Source organism: Niallia sp. FSL R7-0648 (assembly GCF_038007005.1).
Lineage (GTDB): Bacteria > Bacillota > Bacilli > Bacillales > Cytobacillaceae > Niallia > Niallia circulans.
This window is the reverse complement of the sequence record NZ_JBBOWE010000001.1, coordinates 495722-514964: the sequence shown is the minus strand read 5'-3', so window position 1 is coordinate 514964 and position 19243 is coordinate 495722. Positions and strand designations below refer to the sequence as shown.

The 19243-nt window shown below is 33.6% G+C and carries 17 protein-coding genes and 1 pseudogene; 4 read left to right on the top strand and 14 right to left on the bottom strand.

The window, feature by feature from the left end; all coding sequences use genetic code 11:
- Window positions 1–226: 226 nt before the first annotated feature.
- From NSQ89_RS02535 to NSQ89_RS02515, 5 genes are all read right to left on the bottom strand, one after another.
- Window positions 227–553, bottom strand: coding sequence for an antibiotic biosynthesis monooxygenase (locus tag NSQ89_RS02535; protein WP_144581484.1), 327 nt, complete (start codon window positions 551–553; stop codon window positions 227–229).
- Window positions 554–622: 69 nt separating this feature from the next.
- Window positions 623–1174 carry a hypothetical protein gene (locus tag NSQ89_RS02530; RefSeq protein WP_341132198.1) on the bottom strand — a complete coding sequence of 184 codons (552 nt, stop codon included), beginning with the start codon at window positions 1172–1174 and terminating at the stop codon, window positions 623–625.
- 339 nt (window positions 1175–1513) lie between these two features.
- Window positions 1514–2659, bottom strand: a complete 1146-nt coding sequence (locus NSQ89_RS02525; RefSeq protein ID WP_341132197.1) for an aspartyl protease family protein — start codon at window positions 2657–2659, stop codon at window positions 1514–1516.
- A 350-nt stretch (window positions 2660–3009) separates the two neighbouring features.
- Window positions 3010–3423: a YjdF family protein gene (locus NSQ89_RS02520; RefSeq protein WP_123259047.1), complete on the bottom strand. Its 414-nt coding sequence runs from the start codon at window positions 3421–3423 to the stop codon at window positions 3010–3012.
- A 264-nt stretch (window positions 3424–3687) separates the two neighbouring features.
- On the bottom strand, window positions 3688–4245 hold the full coding sequence (locus NSQ89_RS02515; protein WP_144581481.1) for an isochorismatase family protein: 558 nt from the start codon (window positions 4243–4245) through the stop codon (window positions 3688–3690).
- Between the two features lie 357 nt (window positions 4246–4602).
- Here NSQ89_RS02515 and NSQ89_RS02510 point away from each other — a divergent pair, with 357 nt between their 5' ends.
- A complete protein-coding gene (locus tag NSQ89_RS02510; protein WP_179290048.1) occupies window positions 4603–5859 on the top strand; it encodes an MDR family MFS transporter in 1257 nt (418 codons plus the stop codon).
- A gap of 153 nt (window positions 5860–6012) precedes the next feature.
- Window positions 6013–6312 carry a hypothetical protein gene (locus tag NSQ89_RS02505; protein ID WP_341132196.1) on the top strand — a complete coding sequence of 100 codons (300 nt, stop codon included), beginning with the start codon at window positions 6013–6015 and terminating at the stop codon, window positions 6310–6312.
- 219 nt (window positions 6313–6531) lie between these two features.
- Here NSQ89_RS02505 and NSQ89_RS02500 read toward each other — a convergent pair whose 3' ends face one another.
- Genes NSQ89_RS02500 through NSQ89_RS02490 form a run of 3 tightly spaced genes read right to left on the bottom strand, consistent with a single transcriptional unit; the run spans window position 6532 to window position 10470 of the window.
- A complete protein-coding gene (locus tag NSQ89_RS02500; protein ID WP_144581480.1) occupies window positions 6532–7806 on the bottom strand; it encodes an MFS transporter in 1275 nt (424 codons plus the stop codon).
- Window positions 7796–8737 (bottom strand): ROK family protein, encoded by a 942-nt coding sequence (locus tag NSQ89_RS02495; RefSeq protein ID WP_341132195.1) that lies wholly within the window; start codon window positions 8735–8737, stop codon window positions 7796–7798. The genes NSQ89_RS02500 and NSQ89_RS02495 overlap by 11 nt, the downstream gene beginning before the upstream one ends.
- A gap of 44 nt (window positions 8738–8781) precedes the next feature.
- Window positions 8782–10470: a CocE/NonD family hydrolase gene (locus NSQ89_RS02490; RefSeq protein ID WP_341132194.1), complete on the bottom strand. Its 1689-nt coding sequence runs from the start codon at window positions 10468–10470 to the stop codon at window positions 8782–8784.
- Between the two features lie 442 nt (window positions 10471–10912).
- Here NSQ89_RS02490 and NSQ89_RS02485 point away from each other — a divergent pair, with 442 nt between their 5' ends.
- Window positions 10913–11671 carry an IclR family transcriptional regulator gene (locus NSQ89_RS02485; RefSeq protein ID WP_172866427.1) on the top strand — a complete coding sequence of 253 codons (759 nt, stop codon included), beginning with the start codon at window positions 10913–10915 and terminating at the stop codon, window positions 11669–11671.
- A gap of 671 nt (window positions 11672–12342) precedes the next feature.
- Here NSQ89_RS02485 and NSQ89_RS02480 read toward each other — a convergent pair.
- Window positions 12343–13089 carry an SDR family NAD(P)-dependent oxidoreductase gene (locus tag NSQ89_RS02480; protein WP_047942799.1) on the bottom strand — a complete coding sequence of 249 codons (747 nt, stop codon included), beginning with the start codon at window positions 13087–13089 and terminating at the stop codon, window positions 12343–12345.
- Window positions 13090–13256: 167 nt separating this feature from the next.
- Here NSQ89_RS02480 and NSQ89_RS02475 point away from each other — a divergent pair, with 167 nt between their 5' ends.
- Window positions 13257–13634, top strand: a complete 378-nt coding sequence (locus NSQ89_RS02475; protein ID WP_047942800.1) for a winged helix-turn-helix transcriptional regulator — start codon at window positions 13257–13259, stop codon at window positions 13632–13634.
- A gap of 715 nt (window positions 13635–14349) precedes the next feature.
- Here the strand turns inward: NSQ89_RS02475 and NSQ89_RS02470 are convergent.
- The 5 genes and pseudogenes from NSQ89_RS02470 to NSQ89_RS02450 form a co-directional block, all read right to left on the bottom strand.
- Complete coding sequence (locus NSQ89_RS02470; protein ID WP_341132193.1) at window positions 14350–15645, bottom strand: IS110 family transposase; 1296 nt, start codon at window positions 15643–15645, stop codon at window positions 14350–14352.
- Between the two features lie 198 nt (window positions 15646–15843).
- On the bottom strand, window positions 15844–16314 hold the full coding sequence (locus NSQ89_RS02465; RefSeq protein WP_341132192.1) for a GNAT family N-acetyltransferase: 471 nt from the start codon (window positions 16312–16314) through the stop codon (window positions 15844–15846).
- A 330-nt stretch (window positions 16315–16644) separates the two neighbouring features.
- Window positions 16645–17109 (bottom strand): annotated as a pseudogene (locus tag NSQ89_RS02460) (NUDIX hydrolase).
- A 198-nt stretch (window positions 17110–17307) separates the two neighbouring features.
- Entirely contained in the window at window positions 17308–17580 is a 273-nt protein-coding gene (locus tag NSQ89_RS02455) for a hypothetical protein (protein WP_172885222.1), read from the bottom strand.
- Between the two features lie 461 nt (window positions 17581–18041).
- Window positions 18042–18935, bottom strand: a complete 894-nt coding sequence (locus tag NSQ89_RS02450; RefSeq protein ID WP_251688650.1) for a putative RNA methyltransferase — start codon at window positions 18933–18935, stop codon at window positions 18042–18044.
- Window positions 18936–19243 lie beyond the last annotated feature (308 nt).

Sequence of the window (19243 nt, the reverse complement as noted above, 5' to 3'; positions counted from 1 at the left end):
ATTTTTATTAGTTGTTCTTGTAGGATATTGACTAAAAAAGCTTTAAGCAAATAAAAAAAGCGTCAAAACCATTTATCCTGGTAATAGACGCTGCTATCAAAAAAGTTACCTCACTTTTTCCATAGCTTAGTTCAAACTCATCATCAAAATTTTTGTTCCTCTAATGAAAGAATCATTTTCCGCAAACAGACGTTGCTATTAATGATTAGCTAAAAGACTAGCTTTATTACATTTCGTAAAAGTTATCTCTTTCTACTTTGCACACTCTTAGCGCAAAGCTTTGGTACCACTCTTTTTTTCCTAATTTCTGCGCAGCAAGATGGACGGAGTTTTCCTTCCAATTCTTTATTGCCTCTAAGGAATCCCAATAGGAAACAGTAATGCCCAATCCCTCATCACGTGCACTTTCTACACCTAAGAAGCCTTTCTGCTGTGAAGCTAACTCTACCATTTTTTCTGCCATTTTTCCGTAACCTTTATCGCCTTCCGTTCGCTGGGAAGAAAAGATAACCGCATAATAAGGAAGTTTAGGAGTTTTAGCAATCCCATTCATTTTTAATTCCTCCAATACATCTCATTTTCAAAATCACTATTAATAGATGTTAATAATATCGTTTTACGTTTAGTCTGGTAAATTGCTATTTAACAATTGATTATATTCACTCCAAAACTCATCATACATGTTTTTATCAAAGTCATCAGAAATTCGTTTCTCTTTTGAAGAACGAAAGAATTCCCTTGCCTCTATCGCAAATTGACAAACTTGAAATTTATATTCGTTTCTACTAAGCTTAACCTTTAAATCGGGATAGTAGATGCTGCCTGATTGATTGTCGGTACTAGTAAACTTAACAAAATCTGAAAGAAATACGTCATCCCCACAATGTTTTACTGTCCAATGAATGGAAATAGGACAACTCGTCATCAATAGTAAACCACATCCATGGAGAATTAACCCTTCATCCTCCTCGGGAGCACAAAGATAATTATTATCTAATGTTCGTAACAAAGCTAATGCCGATTCACTAATCCCCCATTCTTCATCTATTCCGGATTGAGTAATAACGGTGTCATTAACCTTTAAATATATTTCTCCATGAGAGCATAGATCCTCTTCTGAATCAGTTGATCCTAGCCAGTATTGTTTCTTGATATTGATTTTAAACTGTTTCATTGTTTAACCCCTTATAATCCATTTCTAATTTTAATCAAACTTTTAATTGCTTTTATTACTATTCTTTTTCCAATAACTTACTTATTCTATATAGTTTGGTATATTCCTTCTTCTCCCCCCATGCCTTGATAGTTTGATAAGTCATCGTTTTTTTTTAGGGTGATTACTATTTAAGTACATTAGGATAATAATAAAAAACGTCTAATTCCTCATGAGTCAAGATTTTAGACGTTTATCCTGTTCTTCTATTTGTTTGAATAAGTAAGGAACTAATTGCTTACTTAAAGTAAACTTCCCCAATTCCTTATATCCTGTAATAATTTACTCCAATCTTCTCTATTAATATTTCAACTCCAATTGTCTATTAGGATAATCAATCACCAAGCTTCCATTATGAGCGATATCCATCCCAAAAACACCATCTAACTTAAAAAAAGTCGCAAGATCTGTTAACGTCTCTCTCACATTTTTTAAAGTAATAGATTGATTTTCATCTAAGTAGACAGGGAGAGTTTCGATAGTATCTATTTCTCTTTCTTTTACATCACCTAAGCCACCAGAATATTTAATGGTTTTGTCTATTTTAAGTTCATCGATTTTAGAAAGAAGCGTTTTTCCAAAATGAGACTTATTTGCACCTGTATCTAAGCCAAAATACAAAGGAACTTGGTTCTTCCCTTTTACTTTTATTATCGGGTATCCACAAAAGAAAAGATTGTTCTTTTCCCCATCTTTTTGTCGATGCTTCTGAATCATAACTTTCTCTTTTCCATAATCGATCTCGAGGTGTAGATATTGGATGATATCCCATCCTATTATGCCGTCTATCTCCATAACTTTTGCTGAATGAGGAATTGGTATCTTTAATAAATCGCTCGCTAATACTAATGTCGACTGATTTAAAATTGTCAGATCATCAATAACAATGGTATCAATGATTGCCAAATCTGAATTGAAATTTTGGTTTGTGGAATTGCCAACTTCCAAGTCTTCGTTTTCTATAAGGGCCATGCCACATTCTTTCACTATAGAATCAGAAATTACTGTCATCCCCGCTCCTGTATCTAACCAAAAGCATTTCTTCCTTCCATTAATCATTACATCAATGGTTGGTGAACCAGATATGCTGCGTTTCATTGGAATACAGATTTTGTCATTAGAAAAGGAGAAGGTTGCCTGTTCAAACTGTCTTAAAGCTTTTGCAATGATCCGATTACTTTTATCAATGCTTTCATCTTCCAAGAGGCCTAATACCTCTAATTCTTTCCATTCAGAGTTAATGAAATAGAGCTCGAACAATATCTTGGCACAGCTACTTTGTAAGGAAGGATCATTTGACTCCATATACAGTTTTTTTAAGCAATCCATACTTAAGTCTTCTTTTCCTTCAGTCAATAACTTTAAGGCAGAGACAAACACTTTTTGTTCATCATTCATTCCTGATTCTGCAAAATCGAATTTTCTAAATTCATTGAATATTGTCATTTTTCATCCCTCCTATAAAAGCTTAAACATTCATTTTATACTAGTCAAGACTTACTATACTCATTATTCTAAATATTACATCCGATTTTTATTAATTCATCTAACATGTACTTTTCTAATGGACCGAGCAGCATAAAAAACACCGCCAAATCATTAAATCAACAAGAAAATTCTTCATAAACATTTTCCTTTCCGTAGTTATTTTGATTATTTCTGCATTATTGACATTGATATACATACTACCTAAACAAGAATGTTATGCTTCTGCTTCCTTCTTTTCCAAAACTCTTTACAGACAAATATAAATAAAAACAGACAACATTAGTTGTCTGCAAAAAATAGAAATTATGTTACCTGCCTTTATGTTTATTTTTAGCCTTTTGAACCTTACAATTTCTAATATACGTCTTTTTTTCTTCTCTTAGCTGTTTATTTTTAGCTGATTTTGCTTTCTTCCGTTGTTCATATTCAGCCTTGATGGCTTCTTGTGCTTTAGAAGAAACAGAGCATTGCTTTAATTCTTTTGAGACTTTTCTTTGAATTCTTTTAGGATTAATTTTCTTTTGTGATTTCTGACAAATAGGTATCCCTATTTGTTGATTAGATTCAATTACCCTTAATAATTTTCTGTTCACAAAATCTAATACTTCCTGATCTTTTGGTTCTTTACCGAAAATATATCGGCAGGCTTTAAGTTTATTTTCAGACACAATTTCTATAAGCCCTATATAAAATTGACCATCATAATAAATGGTTAGTTTCATTATAGGTCCCTCCTCCATTTATACTAGAACGATGGACATCCCGAGGAGGGGAAGGCTACTGACATTAAATTTTTTAATGCATTCGGACTACCAACCGAATTGTGTTTTTTCATTCCAAAATATATTATACAATAATTTACTTTTTATGTAGAGGTAATAAGATAGTTTTACTCTGTAACTGATCTTACTGAATTATTCTCCTACGTTTATGATAAAAGAATTTCTTTATTTAATACAGGAAAGCCGTTTAGTGCCGTAAGCGTATTAAAAAAACTCGTTTAGCAATTTATCTGTTGTAAGTATTGTGGCAAATTCTTCGTGCAATGTAGCTAGAGATATATTATGGATAGCAGCTGCATCATAATATGTACCATCTTGGTCCTTCATACCAAAAGCAGCTGTTGCATCTGAAATCAAATATGTATCAAAACCTAAATTACCACTCATCCTTGTCGTGGTAGATACACAATGAGGTGTCGTTAAACCAGTGATTACAACTGTTGTTACTTCATTAGCTATTAAAAAGTCTTCTAAATTTGTACCAATAAAGCTACTGTTTACTTTCTTATTTATTATTACTTCTTTATCAATGGGTGCGACGATTTCCTTTATAGCGAATCCTTCATTGTTAGGATGAAATACTGAATCAGGATTATCAGAAGTATGCTGTATATGTATTACTAACCATCCTTTTTCTCTCCAGAATTGTAGTATCTTGCTTATGTTTACTTCTGCATTAAGGTTGTTTCGCTCTCCCCATTTCTTATTATCAAATGCTTTTTGCACATCGACTATAATTAAAGCTTTTTTCTTGTCCTTCATAGATTTTTCCTCCTAGCATCCATTTCCTATCACTAGTTCAATTTTTTCTGTGATAGTTATATAAGCCTCAAACTCCATCGTGAAAAAAGTTACCTAACATATCTTCCAATACCAATTGTTAAATTAAAAAAGCTAAAGATCAGACATAATCTTTAGCTTACATATTAATTATTCATTTAACGAAACGTATGTTCTTTTTTAGGGACATCTCAAATAAGACATACTATTCTCGCTTCTCATAATATTATTATAATTCATAACTCAATATAAGTCTATATCTTTTTGAAAATATCACCTATATTATAAATACCTAGGCCTAGGCATCACATATTAGCGTTAGCCGAAAGGAAGATTACTATGGGAAAATTTATTTGGGATAAGAACTTAAAAGTTCGGCTTATTGGAGAAGGCCTTTTTAACCTGCTTTTTTGGATGTACTTCCCCTTTATCACCGTTTATTTTGGCGAAATACTAGGCTTTCAGATTGCAGGTTTACTAATGGCTCTGCCACCTCTACTAAGTATAATTGGGAGCTTGTTTGGAGGAAATTTTGCTGACTCTCTAGGACGGCGGCCCGTTATGCTTCTTGGCACATTTCTTCAAATGCTGATGTTTGTCATGTTTGCCCTATCTACATCACCATGGATAGATTATATTGCATTTATCGGAATTGGTTTAGGTTCTGCACTCTACCGACCTGCAAGTTCGGCAATGGTTGCAGACTTGGTGCCTGAAAGGAATCTTCGTCAGGTATTTGCGGCTTTCATGACAGTCAATAATATTGGTGCTGTACTTGGTCCGGTCATCGGAGCCATTTTCTTCTTCCACTATCGTCAAGAACTTCTTTGGACCTGTGCATTAGTTTTATTCCTATATTTATTGGCGATTTATTATATCACTTATGAAACATTACCTAACTCTAAAAAGGAACTTGATTTGACAAGCCCTCTTAAGCATTCTTTTAAAGAAAGGTGGAATGGATACACCATAATCTTTAGAGATAAAATTTTTATGGTATATGTAGTGGCAGGAGTTTTCTCTTTATTCCCAATAATGCAGCTTGACCTATATTTGCCGGTATATATCATAAATAATATACCAACTCAGCCACTCTTCACATGGAATAGTAATTCACTCCTATTATCCAGCAATGAAATTTACGGATGGCTTGTTGGCTTAAATGGCCTCTTATTTGTCTTATTTATTCTTCCTGTCACGAACTGGTTTAAGAATTGGCAAGAACGGAATATATTCATTCTTTCATCACTTTTAGCAGGAATAGGCACTTTTCTAGTAGGAATAAATAATAACATCTGGTACTTATTCTTTGTAACGGTTATCTTCACTTTTGGAGAAATTGTGCGTACACCTGTAACCCAAAGTTTTGTTAGCCACTATGCACCTGAACATGCCAGAGGTCAATACCTTGCGGCCGATAGCTTACAAAATTCTCTAGGAAAAGCAATGGCCCCGTTAACCGTCTTTCTAGCCAGTTTTACACCACCTATGGGCATCTTTAGTTTAATTGTAGTTTTTTCTTTTATTGGTGTACTATTATACATTAAATTATTCCGTATGTACTCTCCCAAACTAAAGATAATGGATGAAGATTAAGCATAGGATTAGGCGTAGTTGCCAATTACGCCTTTCTCTCCGTAATCATATAAACTTAAACGATTTATTAGGACCATCGCTATACATAAATGACGAGATTTTATACACCTTACAAATCGGCTTGACAACTTTCAAGGGAATAGTGCAGACACAATGGGATTATTTAATGTCCATATCAGTAATGTCCTATTGCCCGTTTTATTATTATTTTTCTGCTTTCAACGCTATTTTTCGAAGGTTCCAATATTTCTTCTAGTAGAAAAGGATAAAAGTGAAGTACCACCCGTTCTTATGGGTGGTACTTACTCGAGTGGATTTCCTCTCTCTTTCTATGCTTTTACCATTGTTCTAGGTTTCCCTGTAATCAGTTTACTACGCTGGCTAACATGGTGTTTTTTCAAAATAGATGTATTTATTTATCGTTATAATGAAAAACTAATTCAAGAGTATTAACATGTTAATTTAAACGGGGCACTTCCTGTAAAAAGGACTTGCGCTTTATTTGAGATATCTACTAAAAAATCGCCCGCAGAACTCATGTAAAAGTATCAAGATCACTTTTTATGCCCATAATGAACTAATTTTAACTAGGGAAAACCATTAGATCTTATTATGGCTGTTTTCACTTCCTCTAGTTTCACTAGGTCAGTTTAATATCCTAGTAAACTGACTTCAAACCAGTTTTTCTTCTCTAATTTCATTTGTATCAGAATTAATCTTTTTTTTATGAGCATATGCAGTTAAAATGCATAAGGCGGCAATTAAATAAAATACAAGATTTGTACTTATTGGAAGGTGATAACTTCCCAATTTATCAAAAAATACTCCTCCTAAAGTTGCTGATATTGCAGAAGCAAATGAACCTACCATTGCTATGATAGAATAAATTTGACTATATTCTTTAGCTCCAAATGTTTTTCTTACAAAATAAGGGATGGCTACTAAAGAAATACCTTGACCTAAACCTAATAAAAATCCACTACCAACTAGTGATACTTCACTGGAAAACCAAATAAGTCCTCCCCATCCTACAATACCAAATATCGCATATAAACTAATTACCAAATTCGCATGGAAAATATCTAATAAAATCCCTATTAAAAATTTACCAGCAGCTGCTCCTAGCATTATTGCTGATACAACACTGGCACCTACAGTTAGATTAAAACCTTCATTTACTATATGGCCAGAAACATGTTGTACAATCCCGCCAACCATCGACAATGAAAACATGGTGATTAAATAAAAATAAAAGGATGAAGTACGATAAGCCTCTTTTGCAGTTATTCCAAGTACTACCTCTTCTACGACCTTTTTATTATCAAGAGTGTTACGTTCTCTTCCATAAGGGAGTTCACCCTTTTCCGCATTTGGAGCACTACGAAAAACAAATAAAGTAAATGGTAAAATACAAACTAAAATTAAAATGCCTGAAACAATTGTAGCCGTTCTCCAACCATTATTGATTATAATACTGCTAATCATTGGATTAAAAAATGCTCCACCTAAGCCAGAAACTCCTAATGCTACTCCCATTACAAGTCCTAATTTCTTTTCAAACCAATTTCCTAGCAGCACAGGTATCGCAACTACTAAAGCGAATGCTTGTGCAATTCCAATTAATGTCCACACAATCAAAAAGGGAACTATAGATGTAAAAAATGCAAATAGTATAAATCCGCCACCAAACATTAATATACACAGAGTTAATAGTAACTGGGTATTAACTTTCGACATAATTCTACCAGAGAATATTAAAGTGACGGCACAGGCAATTGCTTGTAAAGTTAATGTTAATGATAATTCTGTCTTATTCAGACCTAGTTCTTCAGTAAGTGGAGCAAAATACAAGCCATGTGTATTTACTACTAAACCAAAACCTACAAATGACATCAAGCAACAGCCAATAAAAATAATCCATGGATTGGCAAATGTTTTAGTTTTCATTTTGTTCACTTCCTAATTTATTTTTATTGTCTATATCTAACAGTAAACGATACAGTGCGCCATATAAGTTGGCATCATTATGGAATGCACTGTTACATATTTCCGGACGAGTTAATGTTTGTTTTGCCAATGGTATCTCATCCAAAATTTGATCATATTGAGAGTTAATTTGGTCAACAACTAAAGTTTGTTCACTAATTCCCCCACAAATGACAAAACGTTTTAGATCTATAACGGACTGAATATTAAAAATTAAAACAGCTATATTTCGACAATAATCATTAAATATCTTGCATGCCACTGGATTTCCTGCTTTAATTGCCTCAAAAACAGCAGGCCCATCATCAATATTTTTCAATTGGAGTTCCCTGGCAATTGACTGTATCATGCGGACAGCAGAACTATTATAACCAAATAACTTTTCATTTCCGGAAGCGTTATCATTTAACATAAAACTTAATTCACCAGCTTGGAAATGACTTCCTTGTATTAATTTACCATTAATAATAATCCCCCCACCAATACCAGTACCTAGCACAATTGCAGCTCCCTCAGAAACATCCTTTAATTGACCTAGCCACATTTCAGCTAAAGCTGCAGATTTCCCATCATTTTCTATACTAATAGGAACATCCTCTCTTATTTTTAATGCTTTTGTTAACTGGACACCATCTAGAAATGGTAAAGATCCACCAAAATGAATCGTTTTATTATTTTGATCAATCTTACCTGGACAACTAAAGGCAATTCCTTTAATTTGTTCTTGATACTTTTGAATAATCAATTCTATTTCAAGCTTAAAATATTCTAATCCTTGCTTAGGGGTAGGTATTTTGTTTCTTTCTATTATGGTACCTGCGCTATTTATTAAAGCGTATTTTAAATATGTACCTCCTATATCAAATGCTAAATAATTTTTTTGAAGTCTCATTACCATAACTCCATTCTTTTCATTGTTATATTTTCACACAACGCTTATTTTTCCTTAACAGTAGGTAACATCAAATGACAGCCATCAATATCACAATAAAGAGTTTGTTTTGCAATAATATTACTCTCCCCTACTGTAGACCATAGTTTTTTTGTATTAGAATGAATATGATACATTGGAAAATTCGAAGAGGAAACATCAATTCTTATTTTAGATCCCACTTGGAACTGCCATGCTATATCCCACATATCAATATCTAAAGCAACTTTTTCATATTTTTTATAGGAATTAGAATGAGTCCCATTTTTGTTAGAACAAATAGAAGTAATACCATCTGTTATATTATACGAATCACCATTAGCAAACTCCTCACACACTTTCACTGTGAATGCGGTATCTTCAGCTGAAGAACTAACTAACAATTTAACTGATATTTTTCCCATAACCGTTAGAGCTTCTCCTATTGGCTCCGACTTAAATATTAAAACATCGTTTCTGTCTTCGTAATCTTCTTGTTTAGTAAAACCATGTGGTAAATTAGTAAAACCTGGGGAAATCCATGCTAAAAGCGCACTTCCACCATTTGTCATCACAGGATTTTTAGGATCATAGTCAAATGAAACGCTTCCCTTTTTCGAAAGTTGGTCTGTTAAGCCATAATCTGCACTGAAAAATAACTTAGTTTGATGGCTTTTGGGCGGCCAGGTTTTAAGTTTTTCCCACTTTTTCATACCGATAACATATACTTCCGATTCAAGTTTTGCTTCTTCTCCTTTAAGCTGACTATCAAACCACAGAAGATGTGCATGAATATTCATAAAACCATGTTTACTACTCATTGGATACTGAAGTTTCCCTGTCGTATTACCTAAATGATCCCACGGTCCAATAATGAGTTTACTTCTGTCTTTTATCTCTTCATTTAATTGTTCATAGGCATACATGGTGCCATCTAGATGATGATCTGCCCATCCACCAGTAATAACAATAGGAATTTTAATTTTACTCGGTATTTCTTTTAAATTTTTCCAAATACTATCCTGCCAATAAGAAGAATCTTCGGAGCACTCCTTAATATAATGCTGATAAAAAGGCAGTTCCGTACCTAATAACTTTTTGTCTCGCTGATTAGCAGGTAGTATCTCCAGTGCTTTTTTATATAAATCGGCAATAGATAATTCACTCTTCACACCAGAATTTGCAAATGCCCAAGATGTATAAATATCTTCTCTAAACATTCCATTCATATAGATTTGACTAAAACGATCTACACCAAATACTTCTATAAACATTGTTTTGACCTCTTTAGGTAAACAGTCCGCAACAATCCACTGTGTAAAACCTGAATACGAACGGCCAAAGGTACCAATATTTCCATTCATCCAAAGCTGTTTAGATAGCCATTCTAAACTATCAATTCCATCTTCACGTTCATTGATAAATGGTTCCCACTCACCCTCAGATTCACCTGTTCCACGACAATCTTGAATAACCAAACAATATCCATGCTCTACTAGAGGAGTATAAATAGCCTCCAACACAGTTTTATTATTTGGATAGGGATTTCTAGTAAATAAAACAGGCCATTCCTCCCCCTTATCGGGAAAATAAATAGTAGTAGCAAGCTTAACTCCATCTCTCATCGGAACAAATTCTACGACTTTATTTTTGCATGTATATCGACCTTTAGGTAAGCTCTTCTTGCTTTTATCATAAAATTCCGCCTCACTCATATTAAGAATCCTACCTCCCTCTATAATTCTCTAAGGAATTTATTAAGCACTTATGCAATTTTTCGAATTTTAATGGTGAATTACCGAAATTATCAGCAGCAAATTCTTAGAAATTTCATGTCGTACTTGAGTTTAAGAATTTGTTTCATACTTACTTAAAAATAGTGCACAATGTTTTTTCTAAAAAAAATGTTTTTAGAACATTCAATTATACGGAATGCTATTCCATAATTAAAATAAAAAAATTTGCTTATCTTTATTGAAAAATTTTTACGATTTCTCCCCTTCCAATTATTTAAATTTAATAAGCACTTTAAAATTAATTCCATTATTTTGAATGATATACTTTATAATGGAATGAAAATCTGTTATAATTCAAATATTAGCATACGCTTTCATTTTTTTCAATCATTATTTTATCCTTTTACATGGAGGTCATCTAATGGCAAATGGTACTAATGTTACATCTAAAACTTTAGAAATTCTAAAGGCTTTTGTTGATAAACAAACAGAATGGGGAGTTAATGAACTTGCTAGATATTTAAACTATCCCCCCAGTTCTTTACATAGAATTCTAAAAATACTTAAAGAAGAAGATATATTACATATGCATCCATCTAATAAGAAATATACTATTGGAAACGAGTGGATTCGCATTTCTTCTGTGGTAAGTTCTAATGCAAGTATAAAAAATGTTGCTAATCCCTTCTTACAAAAGCTATCTTTAGAGCTTGACCAGTCGGTATATTTGGCTATTTACCATAAACAATATAAAAAGTTATCTTTTATTTCTCGCTTCCAAAGCACTAGTGCACTGCAATATTTATTGGAATTGGGAACTTTACAACCTATTCATGTAGCAGCCAGTGGCAAAGCAATACTTTCTTACTTAGATGAAAAAGAGATTGCGGAAATATTTGAACAAGAAAAAGTTTCCCTAGAAGAACAAAAACATATATGGAAAGATATTGAGCAAATAAGAAATCAAGGTTTTTCCTTTTCATTAAATGAGCGAAAAAATGAATCTATTGGAATTGGAGCACCTTTGTTTGATGCGACAAATCAAGTTATTGGCAGTATTATTTGTGCTATTCCCATTAACTTATATAAAAAGGAAAGAAAGGATGAGCTAATTAGTAGTGTCATAGAAGTAGCCCAGAATATATCTTCTGCTTTGGGATTTCAAAAAGAAAATAGCTAACATGATTAGACTGTCTAACAAAGAAATTAGATATATGATACTCACACTTGACGAATAGTGATGTTGGTCATGACTAACTCTTAAAAAAATCTAGCCGAATCTACGGCTAACAGCCCTTTATAACCTAAACGTTTTAAAGGGCTGTTGTTATCCGCTTAAACTCTCCTCCCACCTATAGCAACTTAATAAAGCCTTTGTCTTTCCCTCTACAAATAAGCATAAATTCGTAAATTTAGCGTTAATCTTTCTTAATCTTAATTACGGTATAATAAAGAAAACGTCGAATTCCTTATGTATCAAGGTATTAGACGCTTCGTCTTAGCAATTATTGTAGCGTTAATACGCATTATAAGAACGTTTGTTTCGTTTTATATTTGAGTTTATATCGGATTATATATGGAATGTCTTTTTTTAAAGACATTCCATATATAATCCACTTATTGTACTAACACCCCCCTTACTTTAAGCACATTTATTCACAAAGTAATCTTTTTTACAGGTCATTTAGTGGTAGTCCCAGGAAAATGCGAATTTACAACGTTAAGCAAATTCAACCATAAAAAAAGTCGAATTCCCTGTCCTTTAAGGAAAACGACTTTTTTATACGACTTCTTCAAGTAAATCCCCATTAACCTTTTTTAGGGACTATATGTAATCTCTGCACTGTGAAATTATACCTGAGCTAGCCCGCCATCTACGAACAATTCAACTCCCGTCAAGTAACTGCTTTCGTCTGAAGCAAGGAAAGATACAGCGTTTGCTACTTCTTCAGGTGTCCCAACTTTTCCAGCTGGAACAGTATTTTTGCTATTTTCCATTACTTCTTCAAGTGCATCACCAAAAAGCTCATCGTATGCAGGTGTAAGAATAGCTCCTGGACTAACCACATTTACACGGATTTCAGTACCTTTTAGGTCAAGAATCCAGTTGCGAACTAGTGCTCTTAATGCTGCTTTAGATGCTCCATATACACTAAACGCTGGGTTACCAATTGATCCAGCAGTAGAGCCTGTTACAATAATAGAACCTACTTTGTCCGGGAATAGTGATAACGCTTTTTGAACAGTAAAGATGGTTCCTTTAACGTTAATGTCGAACGTTCTATCAACCTGCTCTTCAGTAATTTCACCTAATGGAAGGAAGTTGCCGATGCCTGCATTAGCAAAAAGAATGTCCAACTTACCTTTTTCCTGCTTTATAATGTCATATAGTTTGTCTAAGTCTTCAAGCTTAGAAATATCACCTTGAACACCGGTTACGTTCTTGCCAATTTGGTTAACAGCTTTATCAAGTTCGTTTTGTCTACGTCCCGTGATATAAACATATGCACCTTCGTTTACAAATTTTTGTGCTGTAGCAAGACCAATCCCACTAGTTCCACCCGTTACAAGCGCTATTTTACCTTCAAATTTACCCATACTTAACACTCCTTTAGAATTAATTTTATTTTATGTCTAGTACCTTAAGTACTTGAAGAACAACTTACAAGATATAGTATCCTTCAGTAAGCACATTATCGGAAGTACCCACTTTTTTGTGATATAGTAACTAAAAAGTAATAAATGTGGAATGGAGAGCTTTAGACATGAAAAAATTTAGTTGTGGGTTTGAAGTGACAAAGGAAGTTATTGGCGGAAAATGGAAAGGTCTTGTATTATACTTTTTAATGAATGGACCAAAGAGAACGAGTGAATTAAAGCGCATTATCCCAAATATAACTCAGAAAATGCTGATTCAAACACTTAGAGAGCTTGAAGCCAGTGGACTTGTGAGCAGAAAGATGTATAATCAAGTACCGCCGAAGGTTGAATATTCATCCACTGAACTTGGAGAATCTCTTAAACCTATCTTGCAGGAGCTCTGTCAATGGGGAAGCCATTATGCGGAGCAAGAGTATGCAGAAGGTGAATATGAAATTGTACAACCAGAACAAGTTTCATATCAAGATAATATAATTTCATAGAGATCTAAAGGGATTAGTCATCTTAATCAATACCTTCAGAATAAGGTTTAGGAATACTTGAACGCACTATCAAGATATAATTACATAATGTAATACAGCATTACCTAAAAACACGGAGCTACTTTAGATTAGATGATTCTTATTATTATTTTAACTTTATAGTTTGGTGTATCTGATATATTTTCTAAAATTACAAAAAGAGAAAAACAATATATTAAAAACTATTTCAGATGATACTATTAAAAATTAGTCGAGATAAACTCGGCTATTTTCATTGCTTAAACTTTCTCTTGTTATTCAATTATCCTCCCTCAATAAACAAACACTTATCTCTTAAATACGCAGTTTTTCTCCATATTGCTATCTAACTTGTTTAACTTTATAGATTCAGTTAGTGTGAAAAGATCATAAATAAGCAGTTTACAAAGAAAATGAGCGCAAGAAACTAGCCAACCTTCGGTTCATTTCAAAAAGTTGGATAAATAGGTATGTACGCACCAATGGATGTCCACATATCTTATGGAGGTCTACCCTCCCAAGTCTCACAGAGTCTACGCTCCTACATTCCTTCGTTCAACCTTTCCATAAGGTGGATGTCGGTCATGCTGCCCTACAGGATCTTGTCCTTACGTTAGTTGCGTTGCCGACTAATCCCATGCTGATTTTGTCTGTTCATCTGTTCAAATCTAGTCGATAAAAGTTAGTTTTATAGTGATTAAGCTGCTATTGGTTCTTGGATAAATGCATGCATATGTGGGATGTCCTTCAACATCTTCTCCTCTTGAAACACAAACTGTTTCTTACCAATAGAGAAGAGTATGCGGATGAGCTTATTACACAAAGCAATTAAAGACTGCATCTTTTTCAACGGATTGTCAGGTCTCGTTGTGTAGTAATGATGTAGGGCTTTAAAGGCTTTGTTCTTGGCTACTAGAATCATAGATGCCCGGAATAACAATGCTCGTAATTTCTTTCGACCACGTTTGGTTATTCTGGTCCTCCCTTTATGCTTACCTGATGTATTTTCTTTTAAGCTAAGCCCTGCCAGTTTGGTTATCTGACGAGGATGATTATATTCACTCAAATCGCCTACTTCAGCGAAGAAACCCGCCACTGTATCGCGTCCAATACCTGTTATCTCTAACATTTGATCAACACCTGGAATATCTTGAAGCAGTGTATCCAGAGTTTGGTCAAGCTCTTCGAACTTGGCTTGAATGAGTTCATACTTTTGGATTAAGGTTCTTAATTCCATTTTAGCCATCATGGCACCCTGTCGGATGCCAATCGAGCGATTGGCTGCTTCTTTTAAAGCTTGAATTTTCTTAATCCCTATACTACGTTTCACAGCTTGCCTAAGGTATTCTAGTAATTCTTCTTCTGTATATCTAACCAATTCTTCCGGTAATGCTTCAAGCTTTAATAAATGAAGAGCTGCTTTCCCTTCCCAACTTTTAAAAACAGTAAAGAACTCTGGGAAAAATCGATCTATCCAGTTGTGTACTTGTCCTTGTACAATCTGTAAGTCAACAGTTAATAGATCACGTAATTTCTTAGCCACACGCAGCTCCGCGAAAACTCCTTGTGGTATCGTTGGTTCGGCGTATCTACCATCTTTGATTAGTTGTGCAATGACTTTTGCGTCTTTGACATCATTTTTAGTGGGAGAGTTATCGTCTAGCTCCTTACTATGCTTGACGTGTAAAGGATTGACCGTGACGAACTTAATCTGTTCCTCCTTTAGAATATGAGCTAAATTAAGCCAATAATGGCCTGTAGGCTCCATTCCAGTAATGACAGACTCCATTTCGCATGACTCTTTTATTTGATTAATCCAATCAATAAATGTCTTAAATCCTTCTTGGGTATTATCAAAAAAGCAAGTAGAGCCTAGCTCCATTCCACGATAATCCTGCGCTCTAGCTACATGATGATGTTTGGCAATATCAATACCAATTACTAGAGTTTTAGGTGTGATTTGAGCTATTTTATGATTTTGGTTATAATTCATAGTGAGACCTCCGAGTAGATATTTTGTCCCTTTTAGCTGGCCAGGCTTAGGACACATTTATCTTATCAAGAGGTCTTTTTTCTTTCAAACCGCATTTTCACTTATTACAGGAATGCTGCCCCGTTCGTACCATAGCCAAAAAAGGGAATTAATCCTTCATGGATTAATTCCCAATAGTTCAATGAGGTTCCAAATTTATTATAAATTCTTTTTAAATAAAACCCTATCTTGATTTGGTCCGTCATAGTCCTTATACACGGGAACTCCATCTACGACTGCATCTCCTTGTTCAATATCAAAACCCATATTAGTATGAAAGGAAATTGAAACTTTATTAATAGGTGAAGTTACACAACGGATTATACTAGCACCTTTTTGTTTAACCACATAAAAAAATCTGTTATAGAGTGTTTTTCCTACACTGTGTTTTCTATATTCTGGATGTACTCCAACGAAATGAATATACGCCTCTTCAGAATTTGATTGTGATAAAAACCCAATTAGAAACCCTACTATTTTTCCATCTTTTTCAGCAATAAAACTTGTATCTGTAAAATGATCAAAAAAGAGCTTTGGTAACTTATCAGCCATTTGTCTTCCACCCCACCATTGATTTAGTAATGGCGAGATTTCATAGTAATCTAAACTGTTTACTGAACGAATCTCCATTTTTAATCCCCCTACCTTGTATGTTATATTTACCCACTCCTATACTAATACCAATTTTAGCACATCTTTTATTCACTTCTGTTCAACTAACCTCCCCTTTAGCGACACAAGAATATCGCTAATCTGTAATTAAAATATTGCATAAACTCCAGTTAATTCAATACGAAAATAGCAACTACAGGATGTATGGAATTATAAATCTGCATACCATTTTGTAGGTTTATCAAATTTTCCACAGCCATTTTCCACTTTAGCAACATAGAATTGGCCTCTCTTTTCTTTAATGAAAGCCACGGTTATTGATTATGTATAATTATTTTGTAGTTGAACTTATTTATATACACCTTTTCTTTTGAAAACCCAATCTTCTAAGGCATCTTCGTGTTGTTTAGTGAATAATTTCGGTATTTTATTTATTGGAAAGTACTTCAAATCCAATGTCTCAATACCATCTGCAGTAAGTTCCCCATCAATTGGCTTACATTGAAAAAAGTGAGTAATAGTCTGAGCTTTATCTCCGTTCGGAAACTCACCAGAATATTTAGAGTAGACACCAATAAGATGTTCAACCTTAACATTTAATTCTGTCTCCTCAAGAATTTCTCGTTTTGTTGTTTCTTCAAGAGATTCCCCTAGTTCCACCGCCTGGAAAACCCCACTCATTTCCATCTCCCCTTTTTTGTAAAAGAATCTCATTTCGTTCGTTATAAACAATACCTCCAGCAAAATTAAGAAATATTAAATCTTGTCCCACTTTTCCACGAATATAGCGATGTAGTCACTGGATGTAGTCATAAATTTCCTCCTATATATAAAATACAAGTTAATTATATGCCAAATAGAAGAAAATGGTATTTCAAGTTATATTTTTCCGTCTTCCACTAACCTTTTATTTAAGGATGATTTTTTAACTTCCATTTCTAATAAGATTTAATATTAAATTCATTAGGATTTTTTATAATAAGGCAAATAGGAACTGATATGTAAAACAAATTATTTAAAGTCTTCTTTAGATATTGCTATTGAAGGGTAATGCCCAATTTGGGTTAAATCCACATCAAAAGGGACACTGTAAACCATATAGTAGTTGTCATCGTTGACTACAGAATTTATTTCCTCGATAAAACTTCTAGCTTTGTTAGAATCTGTAGTTGCATAAACTACAGCGACAACACCAGCCCCCTCTTCCATCCATCCTTTTAAAATAAGTTTCAATGGATTACTGTCTTTCAATGCAGTCTCTATCATATTCATATATTCGTTCATTTGAATCCTTCCACCTTTCTAAATAATAATTAGAACACTCCTTATCCCCATCAAATTTATATTACCATAGCAATACCTGAGTTTTAATGCATTAACTCTATACTGTTAATTCCTTCTCATACTAACCTCCTTTAGTGCAATAAGAAAATGCGATACCTCCATATTACAAAGTGTTGCTATAGTAACATAAGAGCCGCTCTACACCGAGAAATTTTTTTACCTAAACTTGTTATTTTAAATCCATTTTTTCGGTAAAATCTTACTGCTTCGTTGTCTGTTATAAGGAACCTATGTTAATGTTTATAAGACTATAAATGGTATAAAATATAAAGTTAGATGGTTCAACCTGCCCGTTAGCCCTAAAATAAAAAGACTTCCTTTTTATTTTAGAAAGCAGCCAATAATTGCAGAAAAGACTATTAGGGCTGCCCCCTCACAAGGCCATCCTAATAGTCTTTTTCCTAAATTGTATTTTTACCAATTAATATATCCAAATCAACAGTTATTTGAGCCGAATCCTTAATTAAAAAAGATTTTATTTGTTCCTCTGTTGTTGACCAAGTCAACGGAGTCATTTGAACCAACCATTCAATTGAGGATTTATTAAGGTTCATGGTATAGCTTAATCTTGAACATTCTACAAATTGAAAACTCTTCTTAAATCTCTCCATAGTCTCTGCATTAGAGTAAAACTGTTTTTCGTTTTTTTGAAAAAGATGTTCTCTCAACTCTTTTAAGTAACTATTTTGAGGTACAATTTTGATTACTATACCATTTGGTTTCAACAATCTATCAAATTCAGCATAATTTGAGGGTGATAGGATATTCAGGATAACATCAAATTGTTTAAATTTAAATGGTGTGTTCGCGAGGTCAGCCACAGCCCAAATCTTATCAGAATAGTTCTTAGAAGCTACCATAATTCCTTCTTTAGAAATATCTATTCCTACTCCTAATACACTTTTGAAAAAGTTGGAACGAACAATATCACAAATATTAGAAAGATGTGAACCTTCGCCACATCCCGTATCAAGAATAGAAATTGTTTCTTTTGTCTTAACAAGATGTTCCATAATAAACTTTGCAATTGCATGGCTTAATGGTGTAAAAAATTCCCCTTGGGTAATAAGTTTTCTTCTTGCTTCAAAAAGGGCTTTGCTGTACTTAGTATTTACTGAGTGAGTCATCAAGTTCAGATATCCTTGCCTTGCAAAATCAAATGTATGGTGATTTAAGCAGATTAAACTTTTAAAATCGATAACCTGCATAGACGATCTACATATTGGACAAGCAAAAATGTTTTCAAAATTACTCACATATTTCGCACTCTTTATTCTTTTATTTTCTTTTAACAAAGAAGTCACCTCATTCATTCGTTTTTAGATAAATGAAAAGGCATAGACAAATAAACCCTCATCAAATTTTTTTGAAAATTCGAGTTGGATTTTATCCTAGTCTATACCCTTTCTATCTATAGCGAATGAATTGAATAATCATGACACTAGCTCCTTTATTCCATGTGCAGCATTAAGCCTCACAGTAAATAATAACGAGTCTTTCGAAAATTGGCAAGACTATAAAGCACATAAGAAAAAGCTATTTCTCATCTATAAGATTACCTTTAGTTTTAGAAGTGAAATTATAAAATAGATAACGAAATGGC